12 protein-coding genes are annotated in these 20,915 nt (G+C 67.6%); 7 read left to right on the plus strand and 5 right to left on the minus strand.

Going from position 1 to position 20,915, the window contains the following annotated elements:
• Positions 1-110 precede the first annotated feature (110 nt).
• Both LJF27_RS24060 and LJF27_RS24065 read left to right on the plus strand, forming a co-directional pair.
• On the plus strand, positions 111-1,985 hold the full coding sequence (locus tag LJF27_RS24060) for a (7S,10S)-hydroperoxide diol synthase (RefSeq protein ID WP_003114856.1): 1,875 nt from the start codon (positions 111-113) through the stop codon (positions 1,983-1,985).
• Between the two features lie 39 nt (positions 1,986-2,024).
• On the plus strand, positions 2,025-3,929 hold the full coding sequence (locus tag LJF27_RS24065; protein WP_023116581.1) for a 10S-dioxygenase: 1,905 nt from the start codon (positions 2,025-2,027) through the stop codon (positions 3,927-3,929).
• Positions 3,930-3,965: 36 nt separating this feature from the next.
• Here LJF27_RS24065 and LJF27_RS24070 read toward each other — a convergent pair whose 3' ends face one another.
• Complete coding sequence (locus LJF27_RS24070; protein ID WP_003121680.1) at positions 3,966-4,868, minus strand: LysR family transcriptional regulator; 903 nt, start codon at positions 4,866-4,868, stop codon at positions 3,966-3,968.
• Between the two features lie 513 nt (positions 4,869-5,381).
• On the opposite strand from LJF27_RS24070, the gene LJF27_RS24075 reads away from it, so the two are divergent.
• The gene (locus LJF27_RS24075; RefSeq protein ID WP_003088759.1) at positions 5,382-5,591 is read left to right on the plus strand and encodes a hypothetical protein; all 210 of its coding nucleotides are present in this window, start codon (positions 5,382-5,384) and stop codon (positions 5,589-5,591) included.
• Positions 5,592-5,767: 176 nt separating this feature from the next.
• Complete coding sequence (locus LJF27_RS24080; RefSeq protein WP_003142545.1) at positions 5,768-7,429, plus strand: hypothetical protein; 1,662 nt, start codon at positions 5,768-5,770, stop codon at positions 7,427-7,429.
• Between the two features lie 122 nt (positions 7,430-7,551).
• On the opposite strand, the gene LJF27_RS24085 is transcribed toward LJF27_RS24080, so the two are convergent.
• The 4 genes from LJF27_RS24085 to fusA form a co-directional block, all read right to left on the minus strand.
• Entirely contained in the window at positions 7,552-8,364 is an 813-nt protein-coding gene (locus LJF27_RS24085; protein WP_003114860.1) for a nitrilase family protein, read from the minus strand.
• Complete coding sequence (locus LJF27_RS24090) at positions 8,364-9,794, minus strand: purine-cytosine permease family protein (RefSeq protein ID WP_023116153.1); 1,431 nt, start codon at positions 9,792-9,794, stop codon at positions 8,364-8,366. The genes LJF27_RS24085 and LJF27_RS24090 overlap by 1 nt, the downstream gene beginning before the upstream one ends.
• Before the next feature lie 217 nt (positions 9,795-10,011).
• Positions 10,012-12,606 (minus strand): bifunctional diguanylate cyclase/phosphodiesterase, encoded by a 2,595-nt coding sequence (locus LJF27_RS24095; protein ID WP_003120255.1) that lies wholly within the window; start codon positions 12,604-12,606, stop codon positions 10,012-10,014.
• A gap of 171 nt (positions 12,607-12,777) precedes the next feature.
• Positions 12,778-14,886 (minus strand): elongation factor G, encoded by a 2,109-nt coding sequence (fusA, locus tag LJF27_RS24100; protein ID WP_003160175.1) that lies wholly within the window; start codon positions 14,884-14,886, stop codon positions 12,778-12,780.
• A gap of 275 nt (positions 14,887-15,161) precedes the next feature.
• Here fusA and LJF27_RS24105 point away from each other — a divergent pair, with 275 nt between their 5' ends.
• From LJF27_RS24105 to LJF27_RS24115, 3 genes are all read left to right on the plus strand, one after another.
• Complete coding sequence (locus LJF27_RS24105; RefSeq protein WP_009876346.1) at positions 15,162-17,804, plus strand: TonB-dependent receptor; 2,643 nt, start codon at positions 15,162-15,164, stop codon at positions 17,802-17,804.
• A 179-nt stretch (positions 17,805-17,983) separates the two neighbouring features.
• On the plus strand, positions 17,984-19,708 hold the full coding sequence (locus LJF27_RS24110) for a carbamoyltransferase (protein ID WP_023116582.1): 1,725 nt from the start codon (positions 17,984-17,986) through the stop codon (positions 19,706-19,708).
• 43 nt (positions 19,709-19,751) lie between these two features.
• Complete coding sequence (locus LJF27_RS24115; RefSeq protein ID WP_003114866.1) at positions 19,752-20,915, plus strand: MFS transporter; 1,164 nt, start codon at positions 19,752-19,754, stop codon at positions 20,913-20,915.

Genomic DNA, 20,915 nt, shown 5'->3' on the forward strand with positions numbered 1-20,915 from the left:
GGCCGGCGCGCTCCCGTCAGGGACGAAGTGGCGGCACGCCCAGCCATCGAGCGCACTGCATCGCTCTGCCCTGTGGGGACGCAGACGTCGTCAGCCATGAGGGGAACACGATGCATCCGACCTTTTCGCGGGTCCTGCTGGCCGCCGCACTGGCCGCCGCCGGCAGCCCTGCCGTCGCCACCGAAATCCAGCTCGAGCAAGGCTGGAACGCCGAGCAACGCGCCTCCTGGTACGACGCCTCGCTCGGTTCACGGCTGCTGCCGCTGGCCTGGGCCCAGGCGCTGGAACGTCCGGACAGCGAGGAGCGCCTGTTCTCCGAAGACAACGCCCGGCGCCTCGGCTTTCCTCTGCGCAACTGGCAAGGCGGCGAACTGCGCCTGCCGCGCGGCTTCGCCCTCGACCAGCAGGACGACAGCCAGTTCTCCGACACCCGCCTGCGCTGGAAAGCCCGCCAGTCGTCCAGCGAACCCTGGGTCGGGCTGAATTGCGCCGGCTGCCACTCCACCGACATCAGTTACCGCGGCAGCGAACTGACCGTCGACGCCGGCGCCACCCTGGCCAACGTCCAGGCGATCTTCGACGAAGTGCTCGCCGCGCTGCGCCGCACCAGCGACGACGGCGACAAGTTCGCGCGCTTCGCCGGCAACGTCCTCGGCAGCGAGGACAGCCCGGCCAACCGCGAGCTGCTGAAGGCCGCCCTGGTCAAACGCGCGGCGCTGATCGACACCCTGCTGAGCATGTCCGCGACCGACCTGCAACCCGGCCCGGGGCGCCTCGACGCCACCGGCCAGTCACTCAACCGCGCGGCAATCAACTCCGGCGCCCGCCATCTGCAAGCGAACCCGACCGACGCGCCGACCAGCTTCCCGGCACTGTGGCACACGTTGCAGATGGACAAGCTGCAATCCAGCGGATTCGTGCCCAACGTCAAGGTCCTCGACCTCAACGGCCAGGTCTTCGACCTCGGCTACCTGGCCGGCGACATCGGCGTGGTCCAGGGCGACTACGGCGACGTGGTCAGCCATCCGCTGTCCGGCCTGGAGGGCTATATATCGAGCATCCGCGTGGACAACCTGACCCGTGTCGAGGGCCTGATCCACAAGCTCAAGGCGCCGGCCTGGCCGAGCCAGCTGTTCGGCGCCCCGGACAGCGCCAGGCTGGCCCAGGGCAAGCGCCTCTACGAGGAGAACTGCGCGGCCTGCCATGCGAGCATCGGCCGCGACGACCTGCAAACCCCGATCAAGGTCCGCCAGGTGCGCCTGAAGGCCCATGGCGACGACGCGCCGATCGGCACCGACCCGTGGATGGCCTGCAACACCTTCACCTTCAGCAGCCCCAGCGGCAACTACTTCGGCCTGTTCCGACCGTCCCTCGGCACCCCCAGCGGCGTCGGCATCGTCGGGCGGACTTCGAAGATCGCCGACATGCAGGTCCCCGAGGTGTTCCAGATCATGCTCGGCAAGAAAGGCCAGCTGGCCGACGGCATCGCCGAGATCATCCACGCCATCGTCACCGGGCAGCAGACCCTGCCCGGCTCCGACAGCCTGCAAGCGGTGCCCGCCGGACAATTGCTGCTGGCCGGCGCCGCCCCTGCCGACAGCCAGGCGCAGAGCCTCGCCGCCGGCGAAGTCCCCACCGACAAGAGTGCGCGCAAGGACTACTGCCTGAATACCGAGCATCCATTCCTCGGCTACATCGCTCGCCCGCTGAACGGCATCTGGGCCACCGCACCCTACCTGCACAACGGTTCGGTGCCGTCGCTGTACGACCTGCTGCTGCCCCAGGAGCAACGGCCGGCCACCTTCTACACCGGCAGCCACGAGTTCGATCCGAGCCGGGTCGGCTACCTCACCGCGCCCGGCCCGGACAACGCCTTCCTTTTCGACACCCATCTGGAAGGCAACTCCAACGCCGGCCACGACTTCGCCCGCGAGTACGACGAAAGCCAGCGCCTGGCGCTGCTCGAATACCTCAAGACCCTGTGAGCCGGCCCCGCCCACATGCCCAATAGAGAGAACCGCCCGATGCCCCTATCGCGACTCAGCCTTGCCATCCTTTCCGTCCTCGCCGGTGCCCCGGCATTCGCCGACGACAGCGGCGTCGACCTCGACCAGGGCTGGAACCAGACCCAGAAGACCGCCTGGCTGGAAGCCGGCCAGGGCTCGCGGATGCTGCCGCTGGCCTGGCTGGTGGCGCTGGAGCAGCGCGCCAGCGAAGAACCGCTGATGTCCGATGCGCTGATCCGCCAGTACGGCTATGTCCCGCACACCCTCGGCGGTTCCAGCGTGAAGGTGGTGCAGGGCTACGCGGTCGACCGCAGCGACGACAGCGACCTGACCTTCACCAAGCTGCGCTGGAAAGCCCTGCAGGGCTCCAGGGAACCCTGGGTCGGACCGACCTGCAGCATGTGCCACACTTCGCACATCAGCTACCAGGGCACCCAGCTGACCGTCTACGGCGGGCAGACCATGGGCGACCTCGCCGGCTTCCAGCTGGAGATCCTCGGCGCCCTGCAGAGCACCCGCGCCGACACCGCCAAGTTCGAGCGCTTCGCCCGCAAGGTGCTCGGCGCCGACGGCCTGGTCAGCGGCTACAACGATGCCAACAAGGCACGCCTGCAGGCAGCCCTGGACGCCACCATCGTGCGCCTGCGCGACGGCTCGCACTTCAACCTGCCGCACGATCCCGAGTTCGGCCCGGGCCGCCTGGACGCCATCGGTTCGATCTTCAACTCGGTGGGCTACGAACTGCATGCCAACGAGCAGATCTACGGCGCCGAGGACGCCCCCGTGAGCTATCCGTTCCTGTGGAACGTACCGCAGCTGGACCGCGTACAGTGGACCGGCTTCAACCCGAACCACATCAACGTGGTCGAGATCGACAACCGCAAGTTCGACGTCGGCGCCCTGGCGCGCAACGCCGGCGAGGCGGTCGGGGTATTCGCCGACGTCAAGGTGCTCAGCCCGATCCAGTCGGCGCTGCACATCGGCTACCCGTCGAGCATCAACGTCGACAACCTGATCCGCATCGAAGACCAGCTCGGCCAACTGAAGCCGCCGGCCTGGCCGAACCAGCTGTTCGGCGCCCCGGAGCCGACCAGGGTCGCCGAGGGCCGCGAGCTGTACCGGCAACATTGCTCCAGCTGCCACACGCCGCTGGACCGCAACGACCTGCGGACCCCGGTGAAGACCGTGCTCACCCACCTGCAGGCGCGCGGCGAGGTCGCGCCGATCGGCACCGACCCGTGGACCGCCTGCAACAGCATCGCCCAGCTGAAGACCGGCTACGTGCGCGGCAAGCCCTACCTGTCCTTCGTCGGCACCGGCCAGCGCGGTTTCTACGGCAAGCAGGCCTATGCGGTGGACGTGCTCCAGGAAGTGGTGGTCCAGGCCCTGGCCGCGCGCGGCCTGAGCGTCGCCCTGGGTGCCTTCCAGACCGCCGCCCTGGGCATCTTCGACGGGCAGTTGCCGCCGCTGATCAGTCCGGTGCCGGACAGCCCCGACGCCGACAGCGTCGAAGCGACCGCCGCGGACGCGCCAGGCGCCCTGCTCCTGGCCGAAAACGTCGCGGCCGGCAGCGACAAGGCCCGGCGCCTGGAGCAGTGCCTGGCGATGACCAGCGACCTGATGGCCTACAAGGCGCGCCCGCTGAACGGTATCTGGGCCAGCCCGCCCTACCTGCACAACGGCTCGGTGGCGACCCTCTACGACCTGCTGCTGCCGCCGGACCTGAGGCCACGGACCTTCTATACCGGCAGCGTCGAGTTCGACCCGGTCAACGTCGGCTACATCACCGATGCCGGCGGCGCCAACCGCTTCCTCTTCGACAGCGGCAAGCCGGGCAACGCCAATGGCGGCCACGACTACGGCAACGCGCAGTTCAACGAGCAGCAGCGCCGCGCCCTGGTCGAGTACATGAAGACCCTCTGAAGCCCCTCGCGCGGCCGGCGCTCCCGGCCGCGTCCCTCAACCGGCGGCGACCCGCCGCGCGGTCTCGACGAAGCATTCGAACTGGGTGTCGCTGGCACGAAGCCGCGAAGTCGGCGACACCGCCAGCCCCACCGGCAGGCGGAAGCCTTCGTTGACCGCCGCCGGCAGAGCGGTGAAGGCCACCCCCGGATAGGCGAACTTGGTCAGCGACAACGGCAGGAAGGCGAAGCCGTCGCCGCTGGCGACCTGGGCCAGGAGAATGCTCAGGTCGTTCGGCCGCACGCTGCGCCGGGGCGCGAAGGCGGCGGCATCCATCGCATCGTTCATGAACTGGCTGTAGGCGGGAAACAGCGAGTCCTTCGGTACCAGCAGCGGCTCGCCAATCAGGTCGTTCAGCGACCAGTCGGGCGCCAGTCGCCGGTGCAGGGTTTCCGACAGGGCGATGACGTGCTCGTAGCTGCCGATCTCCATCAGCTCGTATTCGCGCACCACCTTCGGCGGCGCGCCGATGATCGCCGCGTCCAGGGACGACTCGCGGACCAGGCTGAGCAGGTCCAGCGATGGCGCCCAGGATGGCGAAACGGCGCTGCACACCCGCGCTTCCTTCAGTTGCCGGGCCAGCTCGCCGGACCAGCCGGGATCGAGGTAGCGGCTGAAACCGATGTGCAACTGGCGGTCGTCGCCGTCGCCGATGTCGCGGGTCAGCGCCTTGGCCTCGGCGATGATCTTCACCGCGCGGCAATGCACCACCCTGCCCACTTCGGTCAGGCTCACCCCGGCCGGACCGCGGACGAACAGCGCCTCGCCGATGTGCGCTTCGAGCGCCTGGATCTGCCGCGACAGCGACGGCTGCGAAACGTGCAGCACCTCGGCGGCCTGGCCGATGCTGCCGTACTCGGCGACACAGGCGAAATACATCAGCTGGCGCAACGAAGGCATCGCCTTCGACCAATTGATGATCGGGAAACTGGCATCGGTCACGGACATTGCGTACATACCCCTCGCTGGCAACACGGGTCGGTTCGGCACGGACAGGGAAACCCCGGGACGGCGCGACGAGCGACCGCCGGCCGCCTTCATCCGAAAGCCGTTTCGCGGCAGAAGAACGAAAGATAGGTAGCGGAGATGACAGGAAGCGCGACGTTCGGGTCCGGGACGCTCTTCATGAACGGCGTCTTGTTCCCGCGCCGCCAGTATAGCCAGGCGGCATGGGGAACTGGCCATGCGGCGCGCCACCACCGCGGGCCACCCTCGCCGTTCGGATAGGTCCCCTTGCCAGGTCGGTCCGAAGCTGCCGGGGGCTATCGAAAGCGCTGCGCCGTGGGCACCGGCCACGAACGCAGGCCACCCCGTCGGCAGCGGCTGAACCGCTTCGTCTTTTCGTGAACCGCTTCCGTGTCGGCGGAGCGCCAGGGGGGCTACGCTGAGTTTTTCAGGATCAGGAGTACCGCCATGCTGGATCACGACCTGACTGTCGCCCTGCTCTGCCGTCTCAACCAGAACCAGAGTGCCCTCGGCATGGCCCTGGAGGAGCTGGCGATCTGGGCGAAGCGCCATGAAGGCGGCGAAACCTACGATGTCGTCATGAACCACCTGCAGACCCTGGAGCGCAACGCCGACTTCGTCGCCGAGGCCATCGTCGTCCTGATGGCGGATCGCTGAAGCGCGCCGGACCCGTACGAGCGGACGAGCCTGCGCGGTGCGCTGGGCACGGCACGCAGTAAAATCTTCAAGATTTTTCTTACAAGGCAATAGGACTCGTCCAAGTTACCTCGCCCATAGCTCCCGGTACCCTCGCCCGTTACACCTTCCAAGCACCAACGGGATCTCCAGGGCTTATGCTTCTTCGAACCATCAGTGTGGAAACTGCCGAGCAGACGGAACTGAATGCGGCCTTGTTGTGTGGTTTCGCCATTCCCGCCAGCGACCGCAACTTCATCGCCTACAGCCTCAACGAACAGGTCGACGAAAACGACTCGCGCGTCTACATCGCCTCCCTGTTCAAGACCGACGACGGCTTCCGCCTGGGCCGTCTCGACACCGACGAGGCCTGCGAGGCGGCCATCCAGGTGTTCCGCCAACTGGTCCGCGAAGCCACCACCGGCAACCGCCGGACCAGCGATCTGGCCTACCACCTCATCGACCTGCAGGACGCGGCCATCGCCCCCTCGCGGCGGGAAGAACACCGCTCCCTGGTGCTCGAACGCGAATGGGTGATGAAGCTCGTCACCTTCGAGTCCCCCCATGGCTACGGCCCCGCCCTGGATGGCGAGGAACCCTGCGCGGAAGTCCCGCCGCTCGTCCAGGAGGCCCTTTTCGAAGACGCCGCTCCCGATGTCCTCGCCGAAGACGATGCGGACGAGACCACGGACGGGCCGGCGGAGCCCATCGACGAGCCCGAGGCGGCGGAAGACGAAACCGTCACCGAGGCCGGATGCGTCGAGCCCGAGCCGCGGCCGGAGGCGGAAACGGCAGCGCCCGAGGGTGGGGCGCCAGCCGAGTTCGCGGCGAAAGCGGAGCAGTCCGCCAAGGTAGCGGATGCCGAGGCCATCGGCGCCTTCGTCGACAACGCCAGTCATCTTCGCGAGGAGCTTGCCGACCTGGCGCAGATGCTCCACCCCGCGCTGCACGCCGCCGACGCCACGGGCAGCGCCAACCTTCCGTCTCCAGACGCCGCCGAGGAATCCTCCATGCCCCCGAGCCCCTCCCCCCTCGCCGCACCCGCGCCGGAACCGGTATCGGCCAGAGTCCCCAGCCTGTCGCTGCGCCTCCGGGTGCCGCCCGCACGCCTGGCCGGCGCCGAGGGCGGGGCCAACGCCAGAGAGGCGCCCACCCAGGCCGCCGCCGTCATTCGCCAACCCGAGGATGAAGCCCACGTGGATACGGATACCGCGCTCGATATCGGCAACGATACCGAGCATCTGCTACAGGACGTGCAGGGCACCCTGGCCGACCTCGCCGGCATGGCCCAGCAACTGAGCCAGCAGAAGCAGGAAGCGCTCAAGCAGCAGGAGTCGCTGGAGTCGCTCCAGACGCAACTGCACGAGAAGGAGCGGCAATTGCAGGAAAAGGAAAAGCAGCTCCGGCAGTGGCACAAGCGCCTGCAGGACGACCGCCAGGCGCTGGAGCGGGAAACCGAGCAGAGCAACCGTCTCCTCGCCGAGCGCAGCGCGGCCCTGCAACAACTCGCGGAAAGCGTCGAAGCCCGCGAGCGCAGCAGCGCGCGGCGAGCCGAAGTACTGCAGATCGAGCAGGAACGCCTCGAAGAGTTGCGCAGCCAGCAGAACCTGCGCCAGGCCGAACTGGAAAAGCGCGAAGCCAGCGTCCAGCAGCGCAGCCTGGAACTCGGCGAGCGCTTCAAGAAGCTGGAAAGCGCCCGCGAGAAGCTGGCGCAGATCGTCAAGGGTTTCAACGAGACCGTACAGTTCAATACCGCTCTGCACGCCATCAGTCATACCGGGTTGAAGCGCCAGGAAGAGAGCGCAGCCGAACTGGAATAAGGTTCTCCTCCGGCAAAAGGGCGCGGCGCCGATACTGGCCCGCGCCCTTTTTCATTCGCCCAGCTGCGTCCGGCCGCCGGCAAACACCGGGGTCGCTTTGCCGCGCCCAGGGTATCGCGCGCTCAATACAGCTCGGGTCGCCGGTCGCGGTGCACGTGGTTGTGCGCACTGATGCGTTTCTCGTCGGCCTCGGCAAGGTCGAGACGGGCCAGCAGCATACCCGCCTCGCCCTGCAGCGGCCCGTCCAGCGGGTAGCCGTCGGCGTCGACGATCACCGAGCCGCCCACCCAGTCAACCCCGCGTTCCTGCCCGCAGCGGTCGCAGGCGGCGATGAACAGGCGGTTGACCGAGGCATTGGCCTGCACCCTGACCACTTCCGCCGGCCGCTCGCCCTCGGGACGCGGCGCCGCCGGCCAGTTCACCGGCGCGCAGAGCAGTTGCGCGCCGGACAGCGCCGGCAGGCGCACCCATTCGGGAAACTCCAGGTCGTAGCAGACCATCACCGCGATTCGCCCGAAGCGGGTAGCGACCACCGGCGGTGGCTGCTCGCCGGCCTCGAAGATGCCGCTTTCCTCGTTCCACAAGTGGGCCTTGCGATAGATCGCCCGCACGCCGTCGGCGTCCACCAGCGCCGCGCTGTTCGCCACTCGCTGCGGGTCGAGGCGTTCGCAGAAGCCGCCGACGATGACCAGGTCGAGTTCGCCTGCCAGCGCTTTCCACAACCCCAGGCTCGGTCCGTCGCGGGTTTCCGCCAGGGCCAGGGCTTCGCCGCGATCGGCGAAAACGTAGCCGCTGGCGGCCAGCTCGGGCAGCACCACGACGTTGGCGCCGCGCCGTGCGGCCTCGCGGATCGCCCGCTCGGCCAGGCGCAGGTTGTGCTCCTGTGCGCCGATCCGCGGAGCGATCTGGCAACAGGCGACGGTAACCTTGGCCATCAGGCGCCCCCCTCTTCCAGCAGGCGCTCGCCGAGGGTGGCGAGCCGTCGTTCCGCCTCCAGGTCCAGGGCCCGGCACATGAAGGCATAGACCGCGCCGGCCACCAGCAGGCCGACCACGAAGGCGACGTCGGCGCCGCCCAGCGCCACGGCGAAGGGACCGCTGTAGAAGCTCAGGGACATGAACGGGACCATCGCCAGCAACCCGACCAGGTAGGCGCTCAACCCCGGTCGGCCCCAGTGACCGTAGATGCCTTCGGGATTGAAGATTTCGCTGATCGCGTAGTGACCGTTGCGCACGAAGTAGAAGTCCACCAGGTTGACCGCGGTCCAGGGCACCAGGAAGTACAGCATCAGCAGGACGAAGGTGTTGAAGCTGCCCAGGTAGCTTTCCGGGATCGACAGGGCCACGCCGAATACCACCAGGGCGATCACGCCGATCCCGGTGACGCGCAGGTTGAGGGTCGGGGTGACCTTGCGGAAGGCATCGATGGCGCTGAGGCTGGTGAGCATGGCGCCATAGCAGTTGACCGCCATGATCCCCACCAGGGCCGGGACGGCGATCAGCACGGTGAAGGTGCCGAAGCCGGGATACAGCCGGTTGCCCACCTCGCGCACGCTGCCGATGGCGTCCGGCGCCGGCAATGCCGAGGCCAGGAATGCGCCCAGCGACATCAGCCAGAGCGCCGAACCGGCGGCGCCCAGGTAGGTCCAGAAGATCACCTTGCGGGTCGGCGTTTCGTGCGGCAGGTAGCGGGAGTAGTCGGAGACGTAGACCGCATAGCTGATCTGGTAGCCGGCGGCGGCCGACAGTTGGACCAGGAACGCGCTCCAGGAGAACGCCGGCGTACCGCCCAGCGCCGCGTCCGCTTCGAGGCTGCGCAGCGCACTGACGGTGAGGACGCCGAACACCGCGATCATCACGTAGGTCAGCCAGCGCTGCACGGTATGCAGCAGGTCGTGGCCGACGATGGCGAGCAACACCGCCACGCCGATCAGCAGGACGTACCAGGGCGCGCGGTGTCCCGGCAGCACGGTGTTGATCGCGTCGGTGGCGAGGATCACGTTGAACACGTTGAAACCGATATAGACGAAGACCACCGCGGCGAACGGCACGATGGCCCCGCGCAGGCCGAACTGGGCACGCGACTGGATCATCTGCGGCAAGCCCATGCGCGGGCCCTGGTTGGCATGGAAGGCCATGAAGAAGGTGCCGAAGCAGACGCCGAGGACGATCGCCAGGATCGAGTACAGCGCCCCCAGGCCGAGGGCCGGCCCGGTGAAGCCGGTGACCATGGTGGTGAGTACGAAATTGCCGGTGAACCAGAACGGCGCCTGGTGCCAGACCTTGCCGTGACGCTCGTGGCGGGGAACGTAATCGATCGAACGCACTTCGATCTTCGGGCGTGACGCCTCGTTGTTATTGCTCATGCGGCTTCCTCGTCATTCTTGTTATCGCTCGCCGGAAGCAGGCATTCCGGCCGGCGGCCCTGGCACAAGGCCATGGGAAGGACGGAGTGTCGGCAAGCGAAGACGGGAAGGGAATCAGTCAGGTCAAATAATCAGTTCAGCATTTTCTGAACCATACGCAGGGCGATCGCTGAACCGAGGGTCGCCGAGGCACCGCGTGCGCCCTTCTGACGCCCGCTCAAGGCCGGCGCGCAGCATGGCCTTCGGCGGAAACCTGGGGCGCCTGGGTCTGCCCCGCCTCGCGCTCCAGCAGATCGCGCAGGCGCTGCGCATCCAGCGGTCGGCTGAGCAGGAACCCTTGCAGTTCGTGGCATTGCTCGTCGCGCAGGATGTGCATCTGCCCTTCGGTCTCCACGCCCTCGGCGGTGACCCGCAGGTTCAGGGCGTTGCCGAGATTGATGATGGCCTGCACGATCGAACGGTCGCGCCCGGTCTTCTCCATGCTGGCGACGAAGCGCTTGTCGATCTTGATGCTGTCGAAGGGATAGGTGCGCAGGTAGCCGAGCGAGGAATAGCCGGTACCGAAGTCGTCCATGTTGAGGCGGACGCCCAGCTCCTTGAGGGCCGTCATGGTCCGCAGCGCGCCATCGACATCGTTGAGCATGACGTTCTCGGTCACCTCCAGCTCCAGCCGGCGAGCATCCAGGCGGGCCAGGCGCAGGGCCTCGCGCACCTGCCAGACGATATCGCCGGTCATGAACTGCGCCGGCGACACGTTCACCGAGACCATCACCTCGCCTGGCCAGCTGGCGGCGGTGGCGCAGGCCTCGCGCAGCACCCAGTTGCCGATCTGCACGATCAGGTCGCTTTCTTCCGCCAGGCCGATGAACTCGTCCGGGCCGATCAGCCCGCGGCGCGGATGGTTCCAGCGGATCAACGCCTCCGCCGAGGCGATCGTCTGTTCCTGCGCCAGGAAACGCGGCTGGTAGTACAACTCGAACTCGCCGTTCTGCAAGGCGGCGCGCAACTCGGTCTCGCGCAGCTTCTTCTCGGCGAGATGGGAGTCCATCGCTTCCAAGTAGAAACGCCAGGTATTGCGCCCCGCGGCCTTGGCCTCGTACATCGCCACGTCGGCGCAACGCAGCAGGCCCCGCGGATCGCCGCCGTGCTCCGGCGCCAGGGCCACGCCGATGCTGGCGCCGACATGGAAGCTGTGCCCTTCGTAGGCGACCTCGCGGTTGATCACGTCGATCAGCCGGCTACAGAACTTCTCGATTTCCAGCTTCGACGACACGTGGGTACTGACCACCACGAACTCGTCGCCGCCGAGCCGGGCAACCATGTCCTGGTCGCGGGTCGAGGCGCGCAGCCGTTCGGCGATGGCGTAGAGCACCGCATCGCCGGCGGGATGGCCGTGCTGGTCGTTGATCGGCTTGAAGCGGTCGAGGTCGAGCATCAGTACCGCTACCGGCGACTTGCCAGCCTTTTCCGCCAGCAGGCGTTCGAGGAACTGGAACAGCTTGTTGCGGTTCGGCAGGCCGGTCAGGGCATCGTGCAGGGACAGATGCTGGATCTTCGCATGGGCTTCGACCTCGTCGGTGATGTCGGCCGCCGTGCCGCGATAGCCGCTGGCGACGCCGTTGCGGATCGCGCTGGCGCTCAGCTTGCCGACCCGCGCCTGGCCCTGGCTGTCGCGGAAAGCGCAGACCAGGCTGGACGGCGCACCGGCATCGGGCAGCCCTTCCAGCCACTTGACGATGTTCACCGTATCGCTATCCAGCAACTCGTCCAGCCGCCGCCCGATCCAGGCCTCCGGCTGGTAGCCGGTGACGTCGCGGAAGCGCACGGAGAGATAGGTGAAGACGAAATGCCCGTCGACTTCCCAGATCCAGTCCGAGGCCGCCTCGGCTATCGACTTGAAACGTTCCTCGCTGGCCAGCAGGGCCTGGTTGCTGCGTTTCAGGACCTTCTGCTGGCGATCCACCGCGCGGGCGTTGAGCACGGCGCTGCGGCTCAGCCAGAACAGCAGCCCGGCGGCGAGCACGAAGATTCCCAGCAGCGGCAACGCGGTCTCCCGCAGCATGGCGCTACCCGGACGCGACGACACCCAGGCCAGGCGATGGGGAGTGCCCTCCAGGGCAAGGCTTTCCTTGTCGCCCGCCGCGCCGCCGGCCAGCAGGTGCAGGTTGGCGATGCCGTAGTCGCCGCCGAGCTTGGCCAGCTTCGCCGGGGTCAGCCGGTCGACGAAGACCATCACCGAGGCCTTGGCCAGGTCGATGGGCGCATGATCGCTGGTGGGCTTGATCGCCGAGGCGACCAGGATCGCCGGTGCGCCGTCGAAGTCGACGTAGCGGCTGATCGCCGCTTCGTCCACCGCGGCACGGCGTGCGGAGCGGAGGATGTCCCCGGTGTCGGCGTTCAGCGAGTCGGCCAGCGAGCGTTCGGAAAGCTCGCCCTCGAGCATGGCGTAGCGAGTGCCACGGTCGTCGATGACGAAGACGCCGTCGTAGCCGTTGGTGGTGTAGAGCACCGAGCCGAGGTTGTTCTTGGTGAAGGCCCAGTCCACATCGACCCGGTTTCCCAGATAGACGTAAGCATCGGTCCAGAAGGAATAGGTGGTGGAGAACTGCTCGGAATTTTCCCGGCGATTCTGCAGCGCCTTTTCCACGTAGAAATGGCTCTGCTCGATGGCGATGTCGTCCTGGTGCCTGGCGATGTGCAGGATCGCCCAGCCGCATGCACCGAGGGCGAGGAAAAGGGCGGCCAGGAACATTAGGAGATGCTTGGAGACCTGGGAGACTGCGGTACCGCTGGCAATCGCTGAAGCAAGCATCGATTCGCCATCCTTGTGACCGTATAGGTGCGGGCCTTGGTCACTGTCTTATAGTTAAGCATCCAGGGGGCGTCAAAAACCCCGCTTGGCAAGCGCATCGGCGCCGAAGATGCGGCTGCCGCTCCCGCAAAGGCGCGCGCCGCCGCTGGCCTCAGCGGCGCGCGGCGGCTCTCAGCGGCCCTGCCTGGCGACGATCGCCTCGGCCACGCTGGCCGGTACCTCGGCATAGCGGACGAACTCCATCGAGTAGCTCGCGCGCCCCTGGGACATCGAGCGCACGTCGGTGGCATAGCCGAACATTTCGCCCAGCGGGACCTCGGCACGGATCACCTTCCCCGCCGGGGTATCCTCCATGCCCTGGATCAGGCCACGCCGGCGGTTGAGGTCGCCCATCACATCGCCCATGTAGTCCTCCGGGGTCACCACCTCGACCTTCATCACCGGCTCCAGGAGCACCGCTCCGCCCTTCTGCGAGAGGTGCTTGGTGGCCATCGAGGCGGCGATCTTGAACGCCATCTCGCTGGAGTCGACGTCATGGTAGGAGCCGTCGTACACCGTCGCCTTCAGGCCGATCAGCGGGTAGCCGGCGAGCACGCCGTTCTGCATCTGGTCCTCGATGCCCTTCTGGATCGCCGGGATGAATTCGCGGGGAATCACCCCGCCGACCACCTCGTTGTGGAACTCCAGGCCTTCCTGCCCCTCATCGGCCGGAGCGAAGCGGATCCAGCAATGGCCGAACTGGCCGCGGCCGCCGGACTGGCGGACGAACTTGCCCTCGATCTCGCAGGTGTTGCGGATGGTCTCGCGATAGGCCACCTGCGGCTTGCCGATATTGGCTTCGACGCCGAACTCGCGGCGCATGCGGTCGACGATGATGTCCAGGTGCAACTCGCCCATCCCGGAAATGATGGTTTGCGCGGTCTCCTCGTCGGTCTTCACCCGGAACGACGGGTCTTCCTGGGCCAGCTTGCTCAGGGCGATGCCCATCTTCTCCTGGTCGGCCTTGGTCTTCGGCTCCACCGCCACCGAGATCACCGGATCGGGGAAGTCCATGCGTTCGAGGATGATCGGCTTGTCGATGGCGCACAGGGTGTCGCCGGTGGTCACGTCCTTCATGCCGATCAGCGCGGCGATGTCGCCGGCGCGCACTTCCTTGATCTCGTCGCGCTGGTTGGCGTGCATCTGCACCATCCGCCCGACCCGCTCCTTCTTGCCTTTCACCGAGTTGAGCACCGCGTCGCCGGAAGTCAGCACCCCGGAATACACGCGGGCGAAGGTCAGGGTGCCGACGAAGGGGTCGGTGGCGATCTTGAACGCCAGCGCCGAGAAAGGCTCGTCGTCGTCCGCATGGCGCTCGTCGTGCTTCTCTTCGTCGTCCGGGTCGGTGCCCCTGATCGCCGGGATTTCCGACGGAGCCGGGAGATAGTCGATCACCGCGTCGAGCACCAGCGGCACGCCCTTGTTCTTGAACGAGGAGCCGAGCACCGCCGGTACGATCTGGTTGGCCAGGGTCCGCTGGCGCAGCCCGGCCTTGATCTCCTCGATGCTCAGTTCCTCGCCTTCCAGATACTTGTTCATCAGTTCGTCGTTGGCCTCGGCGGCGGCCTCGACCATGTGCGCCCGCCACTCCTCGGCCAGCGCCCGCAGCTCCGCCGGGATCTCCTCCTCGCGGTAGCTGGTGCCCTGGTCGGCATCGTTCCAGTAGATGGCCTTCATCTTCACCAGGTCGATCTGCCCGCTGAAGTTTTCCTCCGCGCCGATCGCCAGTTGGATCGGCACCGGGACATGGCCCAGGCGTTGCTTGATCTGCGCGACCACGCGGAGGAAATCGGCGCCCTGGCGATCCATTTTGTTGACGTAGGCCAGGCGCGGCACATGGTACTTGTTGGCCTGGCGCCAGACCGTCTCGGACTGCGGCTCGACTCCGTCGGCGCCGCTGAACACCACCACCGCGCCATCGAGCACGCGCAGCGAGCGCTCCACCTCGATGGTGAAGTCGACGTGGCCGGGGGTGTCGATGATGTTGAAGCGATAGCGGTGCGGGAACTGCTTGGTCGAGCCCTGCCAGAAGGCCGTGGTCGCCGCCGAGGTGATGGTGATGCCGCGCTCCTGCTCCTGGACCATCCAGTCCATGGTCGCCGCGCCGTCATGGACCTCGCCCATCTTGTGGTTGACGCCGGTGTAGAAGAGGATCCGCTCGGTCGTCGTGGTCTTGCCGGCGTCGACGTGGGCGACGATGCCGATGTTGCGATAAAGCTCGATGGGAGTGGTGCGAGCCATGATCTGCCCCTTGGGTGCTGCCCTGGATGATGGGAACGACTGCTGAAAGAAAAATGTAGCTGAAGAAAGGACGCCGCAGCACCGCCGCGACGCCTGCTTTTCGACCTCGGCAGAGGGGACTGGTTCTGCCGCTCCGGCCCGCCGACGAAAGGCGCGACGGCAGGGCTTGTTCCCAGCGGACATAAACTCATGGCGCAAAGGTCTAAGCCGTCCCTGGAAAATCCCCCGGCTCGACGGACATCCCTGGACACACCGGAACAAGAGATGCCCCGACCATGCACCGATCGCTCCACACCGACGCGCCGCTGGGCGCCGCCCTGCTGCTGGCCCTGCAGCTCGCTCCCGGCAGCGCCGCCGCGGCGGAGGATCAGGCGCCTGTCGACCCGCCCACGGTCCAGTTGCAACGAATCGAGGTGACCGGCAGCGCGATCCGCCGGGTCGATGCGGAAACCGCGGTGCCGATCAGCGTCCTGCGCGCCGAGGAGCTGCGCCAACAGGGCGTGACCAGCACCGAGGAACTGATCGGCCGGCTTTCCGGCAACCAGGGCGTATACAACTCCAGTCGCTCGGTCGGCAGCGCCACCGGCGGCGCCTCGTTCGCCGACCTGCGCGGAATCGGCGCGAACAAGACCCTGGTGCTGCTCAACGGCCGGCGCCTGGCGAACAATGCCATCGACGGCTCCGCGGTGGATCTCAACACCATTCCCTTCGCCGCCATCGACCGGGTCGAGGTGCTGCGCGACGGCGCCTCCGCGCTGTACGGCACCGATGCCATCGGCGGGGTGATCAACTTCATCACCCGCAAGAGCCTGAACGAAGGCCGCTTCGACAGCGGCTACGCCTCCCCCACCCACGACGGCGGCGGCAACCAGCGCAACGTCAGCGCTAGCTGGGGCTTCGGCGAGCTGGAGGAGGATCGCTTCAATGTCTTCGCGGTGGCCAACTACGACAAGCAGGAGCGCCTCGGCGCCAAGGACCGCGGCTACACCTACAACTACCAGCCGGGACGCGGCCTCGACTACAGCTCCGGCACCGCCTTCCCCGGCAACTGGAGCCAGGGCGCCAACGCCAGCAATCCGCTGGCCGCCGGCGGTTGCAAGGGCGCCGACCTGATTCCGCGCAACGGCATCTGCCGGCAGAGCCTGTGGCGCTACCTCGACCTGGTGCCGGAAACCGAGAAGACCTCGGTGTTCAGCCGCGCCACCGGCAAGCTGGCCGACGAGCACAACGTCAGCCTGGAGTACTTCTGGTCGCGCAACGACAACGCTACCCAGGTCGGCCCAGGGACCCTAACCGGCCTGCAGATCGATCCCGGCACCGCCTTCTATCCCGGCAACGGCATCACTCCCGGACCCGGCGGCTTCGCCCTCGACCCGAGCCGGCCGGTGGAGGTCAACTGGCGACAGAGCGTGCTCGGGCCGCGCCTGCAATCCTCGCAGAACACCGGCCAGCGCCTGCTGCTCGGCTTCGACGGCCGGTTCGCCGACTGGGACTACGATATCGGCGCCTCGTACAACCAGAACAAGGTGGTCGACCATATCCACAGCGGCTACGTCGATGATCGCGCCGCCGCCCTCGGCATCGCCAACGGGACGCTGAACCCGTTCGGGCCGCAGACCGACGCCGGCCTCGCCTACCTCGGCAGCCATGCCCTGAGCGGCGACTTCCGTACCTCGGTCGGCCGCGTCAAGGGCCTGGACGCCCGCGCCAGCCGGGAGATCGGCGACTGGTTCGGCGCCGGGCCGGCGGCCCTGGCGCTGGGCGGCGAGTTCCGCAAGGAAGCGTTCCACCAGGACATCCAGGACTTCGCCGGCAACGTGCAGAGCCTCGGCGTCGATCCCGCCGCCACGGTCAGCGGCGAGCGCAACCTGAAGGCGCAGTACGCCGAACTCAACGTGCCGGTGCTGGACAGCCTGGAACTCAGCGCGGCGATCCGCCACGACAAGTACAGCGACTTCGGCAGCACCAGCAACCCGAAATATTCGTTCCGCTTCCAGCCGTTCCGCCAGTTGGTCCTGCGCGGCGCCTACAGCGAAGGTTTCCGTGCGCCGTCGCTGTACGAACTGTACAATCCGACCTTCACCACCTATACCAGCGCCAACTACGACGACCCGCGCCTGTGCGCCGGCGGCCAGCCGAGCCAGGGCGGCATCGCCAACCGCGACTGCGCCCAGCAGTTCTACAACGCCACCGGCGGCAATACCGACCTGCGACCGGAAACCGCGCGCAACGTTACCCTGGGCCTGGTCTACCAGCCGCTGCGCGACCTTTCCGTCGGCCTGGACTTCTGGTGGATCAGGATCGCCAACCAGATCGCCGAGTTTCCCGAAGCGGCGATCTTCGCCGACCCGCAGGCCTACGCCGGACGCATCGTGCGCAAGGCCGACGGCTCTATCGATCACGTCGTCACCGGACTGGCCAACCTCGGCAAGGTAAAGACCAGCGGCGTCGACCTGAGCCTCGATTATCGTTTCCCGGCCAGCCGCTACGGGCAGTTCGGGCTCGACCTGCAAGGCACCTACGTGTCCCGCTACGACTTCCAGCAGCAGATCGGCGGCCAGTACCTGGACAACGTCGGCGACTTCCAGGGCGTCGGCGTGATCGCCCGCTGGAAGCACGTCGCCAACGCCACCTGGAGCCGCGACGCCTGGCAGGCCACCCTGAGCAACCGCTACACCAGCGGCTACAACGACTACGACCGCGCCAGCCACGGCAAGGTCGGCTCGTGGAACCTCTGGGACCTGGCCGGCAGCTACCGCCTCAGCCACGCGCTGGGGCTGACCCTCGGGGTGAAGAACCTGTTCGACCGCGAACCGCCGTTCAGCAACCAGACCTACACCTTCCAGAGCGGCTACGACCCGCGCTACACCGATCCCTACGGGCGCATCCTGTTCGGCCGCCTCAGCTACAGCTTCTGATGCCGGCGCGGGCGCCCGGCCGGTATGGCCGGCAAGCCCGTCGACGGCTGTCCAGCTACCAGATCCGGTAGCCCTGCCAGATTTCGCAGGCGACCAGATCTGGCAGGTTGTTGGGCTCCCGGTGCCATGCAACCTATTACGCCTCTCGCCCCCCACCCGTTCGCGCAAGAGGACACCGCATGATCATTCTCGGGATCACCAACAACGACCTGGCCGGCGCCTGCCTGGTGCGCGACGGCGGGATCGTCGCCGCCGCCAGCGAGGAGCGCTTCACCCGCCAGAAGGACCACAAGGCCTGGCCGAGCCGCTCCATCGACTATGTGCTCGGCGAGGCCGGCATCGACCTGGCCGACATCGACCGCATCGCCTACGGCTGGAACGCCGGGTTCGACGCCGGGCGGCACCTCGACCTCTATCTGGACCGGGTCCTCGAGGAAGCCCGCGAGCGTCCCGAGGGCCTGCCGCACCTGCGCAAGCGGATCGCCGACGAAATGGCCAACGACAAGGCCAAGCGCGGCGAATTCGATGCCTTCGTCCGCGCCAACGGCCTGCGCGGCAAGGTCGAGTACATCGACCATCACGAATGCCACGCCCTCGGCGCGTTCGTCTGCTCGCCGTTCGACGAGGCGCTGACCCTCACCTGCGACGGCCGCGGCGACTTCCAGTCGCTCACCGTCACCCACTACCGCGCCGACGGCGGCGAGACGGTCCTGCAACGCGAGACCAGCGTCGACAGCCTGGGCTACTTCTACGGGCGCATCACCCGCCTGCTCGGCTTCAAGCCGAACCGCCACGAAGGCAAGATCACCGGCCTGGCGGCGTTCGGCGACGCGGAAAAGCTGCTGCCGCTGATGAACGACATGATCCGCCTGGAGAACGGCCGCCTGCGCGCCCGCTGCGGCGAACTGTACCTGCCCTCCTACGACGGCTACAGCGATCCGCTGCTGCAACGCTGCGCGGCGGAACGCCCGGCGGATGTCGCCGCCGCCGCGCAACGGCACTCCGAAGACCTGCTGGTGGCCATCGCCCGGCAGCACGTGGCGCGCACCGGTTGCGCCAACCTGTGCCTGGCCGGCGGGGTGTTCGGCAACGTCAAGCTGAACCAGCGCCTGCGCGAGATCCCCGGGGTCCGCGATGTCTACGTGCTGCCCTGCATGGGCGACGGCGGCCTGGCCCTGGCCGCGGCGGTGGCGGTGGCCTATCGCGAGAACGGTACGCGCTTCCCGGCGCCGAGCATGGCCCTCGGGCCGGACGCGCGCAGCGCCGCGCAGAATGCCGAGCTGATCGCCAGCCAGTACCCGCAGCTGGCCTACAGCCGGCCAGCCAACCTGATCGAGACGCTGGTCGAAGCGCTGCGGGAAAACCAGGTGCTGGGCATGTTCAAGGGCCGCATGGAGTTCGGTCCGCGCGCCTTGTGCAACCGCAGCATCGTCTACCATCCCGGCGATGCCAGCGCCAACGACTGGCTCAACCAGCGCATGGAACGCACCGAGTTCATGCCATTCGCCCCGGTCACCGCGGTAGAACACGCCGAGGCTTGCTACGTTGGCTGGCGTGAAGACCAGGTGGCGGCCGACTACATGACCATGACCTACGACTGCCATGCGGATTTCCGCGCGCGCTGCCCGGCGGTGGTGCATGTCGACGGCACCGCCCGGCCGCAGATCATCCGGCCGCAGGCCGATCCGTTCATGCACGCCCTGCTGCATGCCTGGCATGCCCGCAGCGGCCAGCCGGCGCTGATCAACACCTCCTTCAACCGCCACGAGGAACCGATCGTCTGCGCCCCGCAGGACGCCCTCGGCGCGCTGGAGGACGGCATGGTCGACCTGGTGGTGCTGGGCGAGTCCCTGCTGGTCTGGCGCAAGGGCGAGAACGCCTTCGCCAGGGCGCGCTTCGAGTGAGGCGCAAACCGCAGCGAACCGGCACGGCGACGCGGGAACCGGCATGTACCTGATCTTTTCCGGCTACTTCGCCGCCGAGGGGCTGATCTATCCGTTCTGGCCGACCTGGCTGGCCAGCCTGGGCTTCGGCGCCAGCCAGATCGGCCTGTTGATCGCCGCGGCCTACTGGCCGCAGGTGATCGCCGGGGTGGCGCTGACCTACGTGGCCGACTGGCGCATCGACCAGTTGCGCCTGGCGACCCTGCTGGCGGCCCTGGCCGGCGCCTGCGCCCTGCTGTTCCAGCTGGCCGAGGGCCTGCCGCTGTTCATCGCCCTGAGTGTGCTCTACGGCGCGTTCTGGACCAGCGTGCTGCCGCTCACCGAGTCCTACCTGCTCAAGCGCGACAAGGCCGCCCTGCAGAACTACGGGCGGGTACGCGCGGTCGGTTCGCTGGCCTTCATCCTCACCGCGACCCTGGGCGGCCTGCTGCTCGGTCGTTTCGGCCAGCAACTGGTGCCCGCCCTGGTCGGCCTGACGATGCTGCTCACCGCCCTCGCCTGCCTGTTCCTCCGTCGCCGCAGCCTGCGCCGTCCGGACTCGCCGCTGCCGGGCGCCAGGCGCCGTCCCGACCTGCGCGGGATCCTCCGGCAACGCCCCCTGCTGCTGGCCATCGCCGCGGCGGGAATGATCCAACTGAGCCACTCGTTGTACTTCACCACCGCCTCGCTGGGCTGGCAGACGCTGGGCTACTCGTCGTTCTCGGTCGGCGCCTTCTGGGGCCTGGCGGTGATCGCCGAGATCAGCTTCTTCGCCGTCTCCAACCGCATCCTGGACCGCCACCCGGCGCTCCAGGTGATGCTCTTCTCCAGCCTTTGCGCGGCGCTGCGCTGGGGCCTGCTGGCCGGCAGCGAACACCTCGCCGCGATCCTCCTCGGCCAGTGCCTGCACGCCCTCAGCTTCGCCGCCTACCACGCCGCGGTGATGCGTTACATCCGCGACCACGCGCCGGAAAGCGCGCGGGTACTGACCCAGGGGATCTACTACTCTCTGGCGGTAGCGCTGCCCATGGGCCTCGCCAGTCCGGCCGCCGGCTGGCTGTACGAAGGCCTGCCGCAGTGGTCCTATCTGATCATGGCGCTGTTCGCCCTCGGCGGCGCGGTCCTGGTCTGGCTTGCCCTACAGAGTGCCCGAGATGCATCGACTAGCGTTTTCAGCCGTTCTGTTTGA

The sequence above is a fragment of the Pseudomonas sp. 203-8 genome, assembly GCF_020708595.1.
GTDB lineage: Bacteria > Pseudomonadota > Gammaproteobacteria > Pseudomonadales > Pseudomonadaceae > Pseudomonas > Pseudomonas aeruginosa.

Bases quoted from the DNA above. Each gene is read 5' to 3' on its own strand.
- LJF27_RS24075 (WP_003088759.1), top strand. From the start codon at position 5,382: ATGCTGGATCACGACCTGACTGTCGCCCTGCTCTGCCGTCTCAACCAG.
- LJF27_RS24070 (WP_003121680.1), bottom strand. From the start codon at position 4,868: ATGCCTTCGTTGCGCCAGCTGATGTATTTCGCCTGTGTCGCCGAGTAC.
- LJF27_RS24115 (WP_003114866.1), top strand. From the start codon at position 19,752: ATGTACCTGATCTTTTCCGGCTACTTCGCCGCCGAGGGGCTGATCTAT.
- LJF27_RS24110 (WP_023116582.1), top strand. From the start codon at position 17,984: ATGATCATTCTCGGGATCACCAACAACGACCTGGCCGGCGCCTGCCTG.
- LJF27_RS24065 (WP_023116581.1), top strand. From the start codon at position 2,025: ATGCCCCTATCGCGACTCAGCCTTGCCATCCTTTCCGTCCTCGCCGGT.
- fusA (WP_003160175.1), bottom strand. From the start codon at position 14,886: ATGGCTCGCACCACTCCCATCGAGCTTTATCGCAACATCGGCATCGTC.
- LJF27_RS24090 (WP_023116153.1), bottom strand. From the start codon at position 9,794: ATGAGCAATAACAACGAGGCGTCACGCCCGAAGATCGAAGTGCGTTCG.
- LJF27_RS24060 (WP_003114856.1), top strand. From the start codon at position 111: ATGCATCCGACCTTTTCGCGGGTCCTGCTGGCCGCCGCACTGGCCGCC.
- LJF27_RS24095 (WP_003120255.1), bottom strand. From the start codon at position 12,606: ATGCTTGCTTCAGCGATTGCCAGCGGTACCGCAGTCTCCCAGGTCTCC.
- LJF27_RS24080 (WP_003142545.1), top strand. From the start codon at position 5,768: ATGCTTCTTCGAACCATCAGTGTGGAAACTGCCGAGCAGACGGAACTG.
- LJF27_RS24105 (WP_009876346.1), top strand. From the start codon at position 15,162: ATGCACCGATCGCTCCACACCGACGCGCCGCTGGGCGCCGCCCTGCTG.
- LJF27_RS24085 (WP_003114860.1), bottom strand. From the start codon at position 8,364: ATGGCCAAGGTTACCGTCGCCTGTTGCCAGATCGCTCCGCGGATCGGC.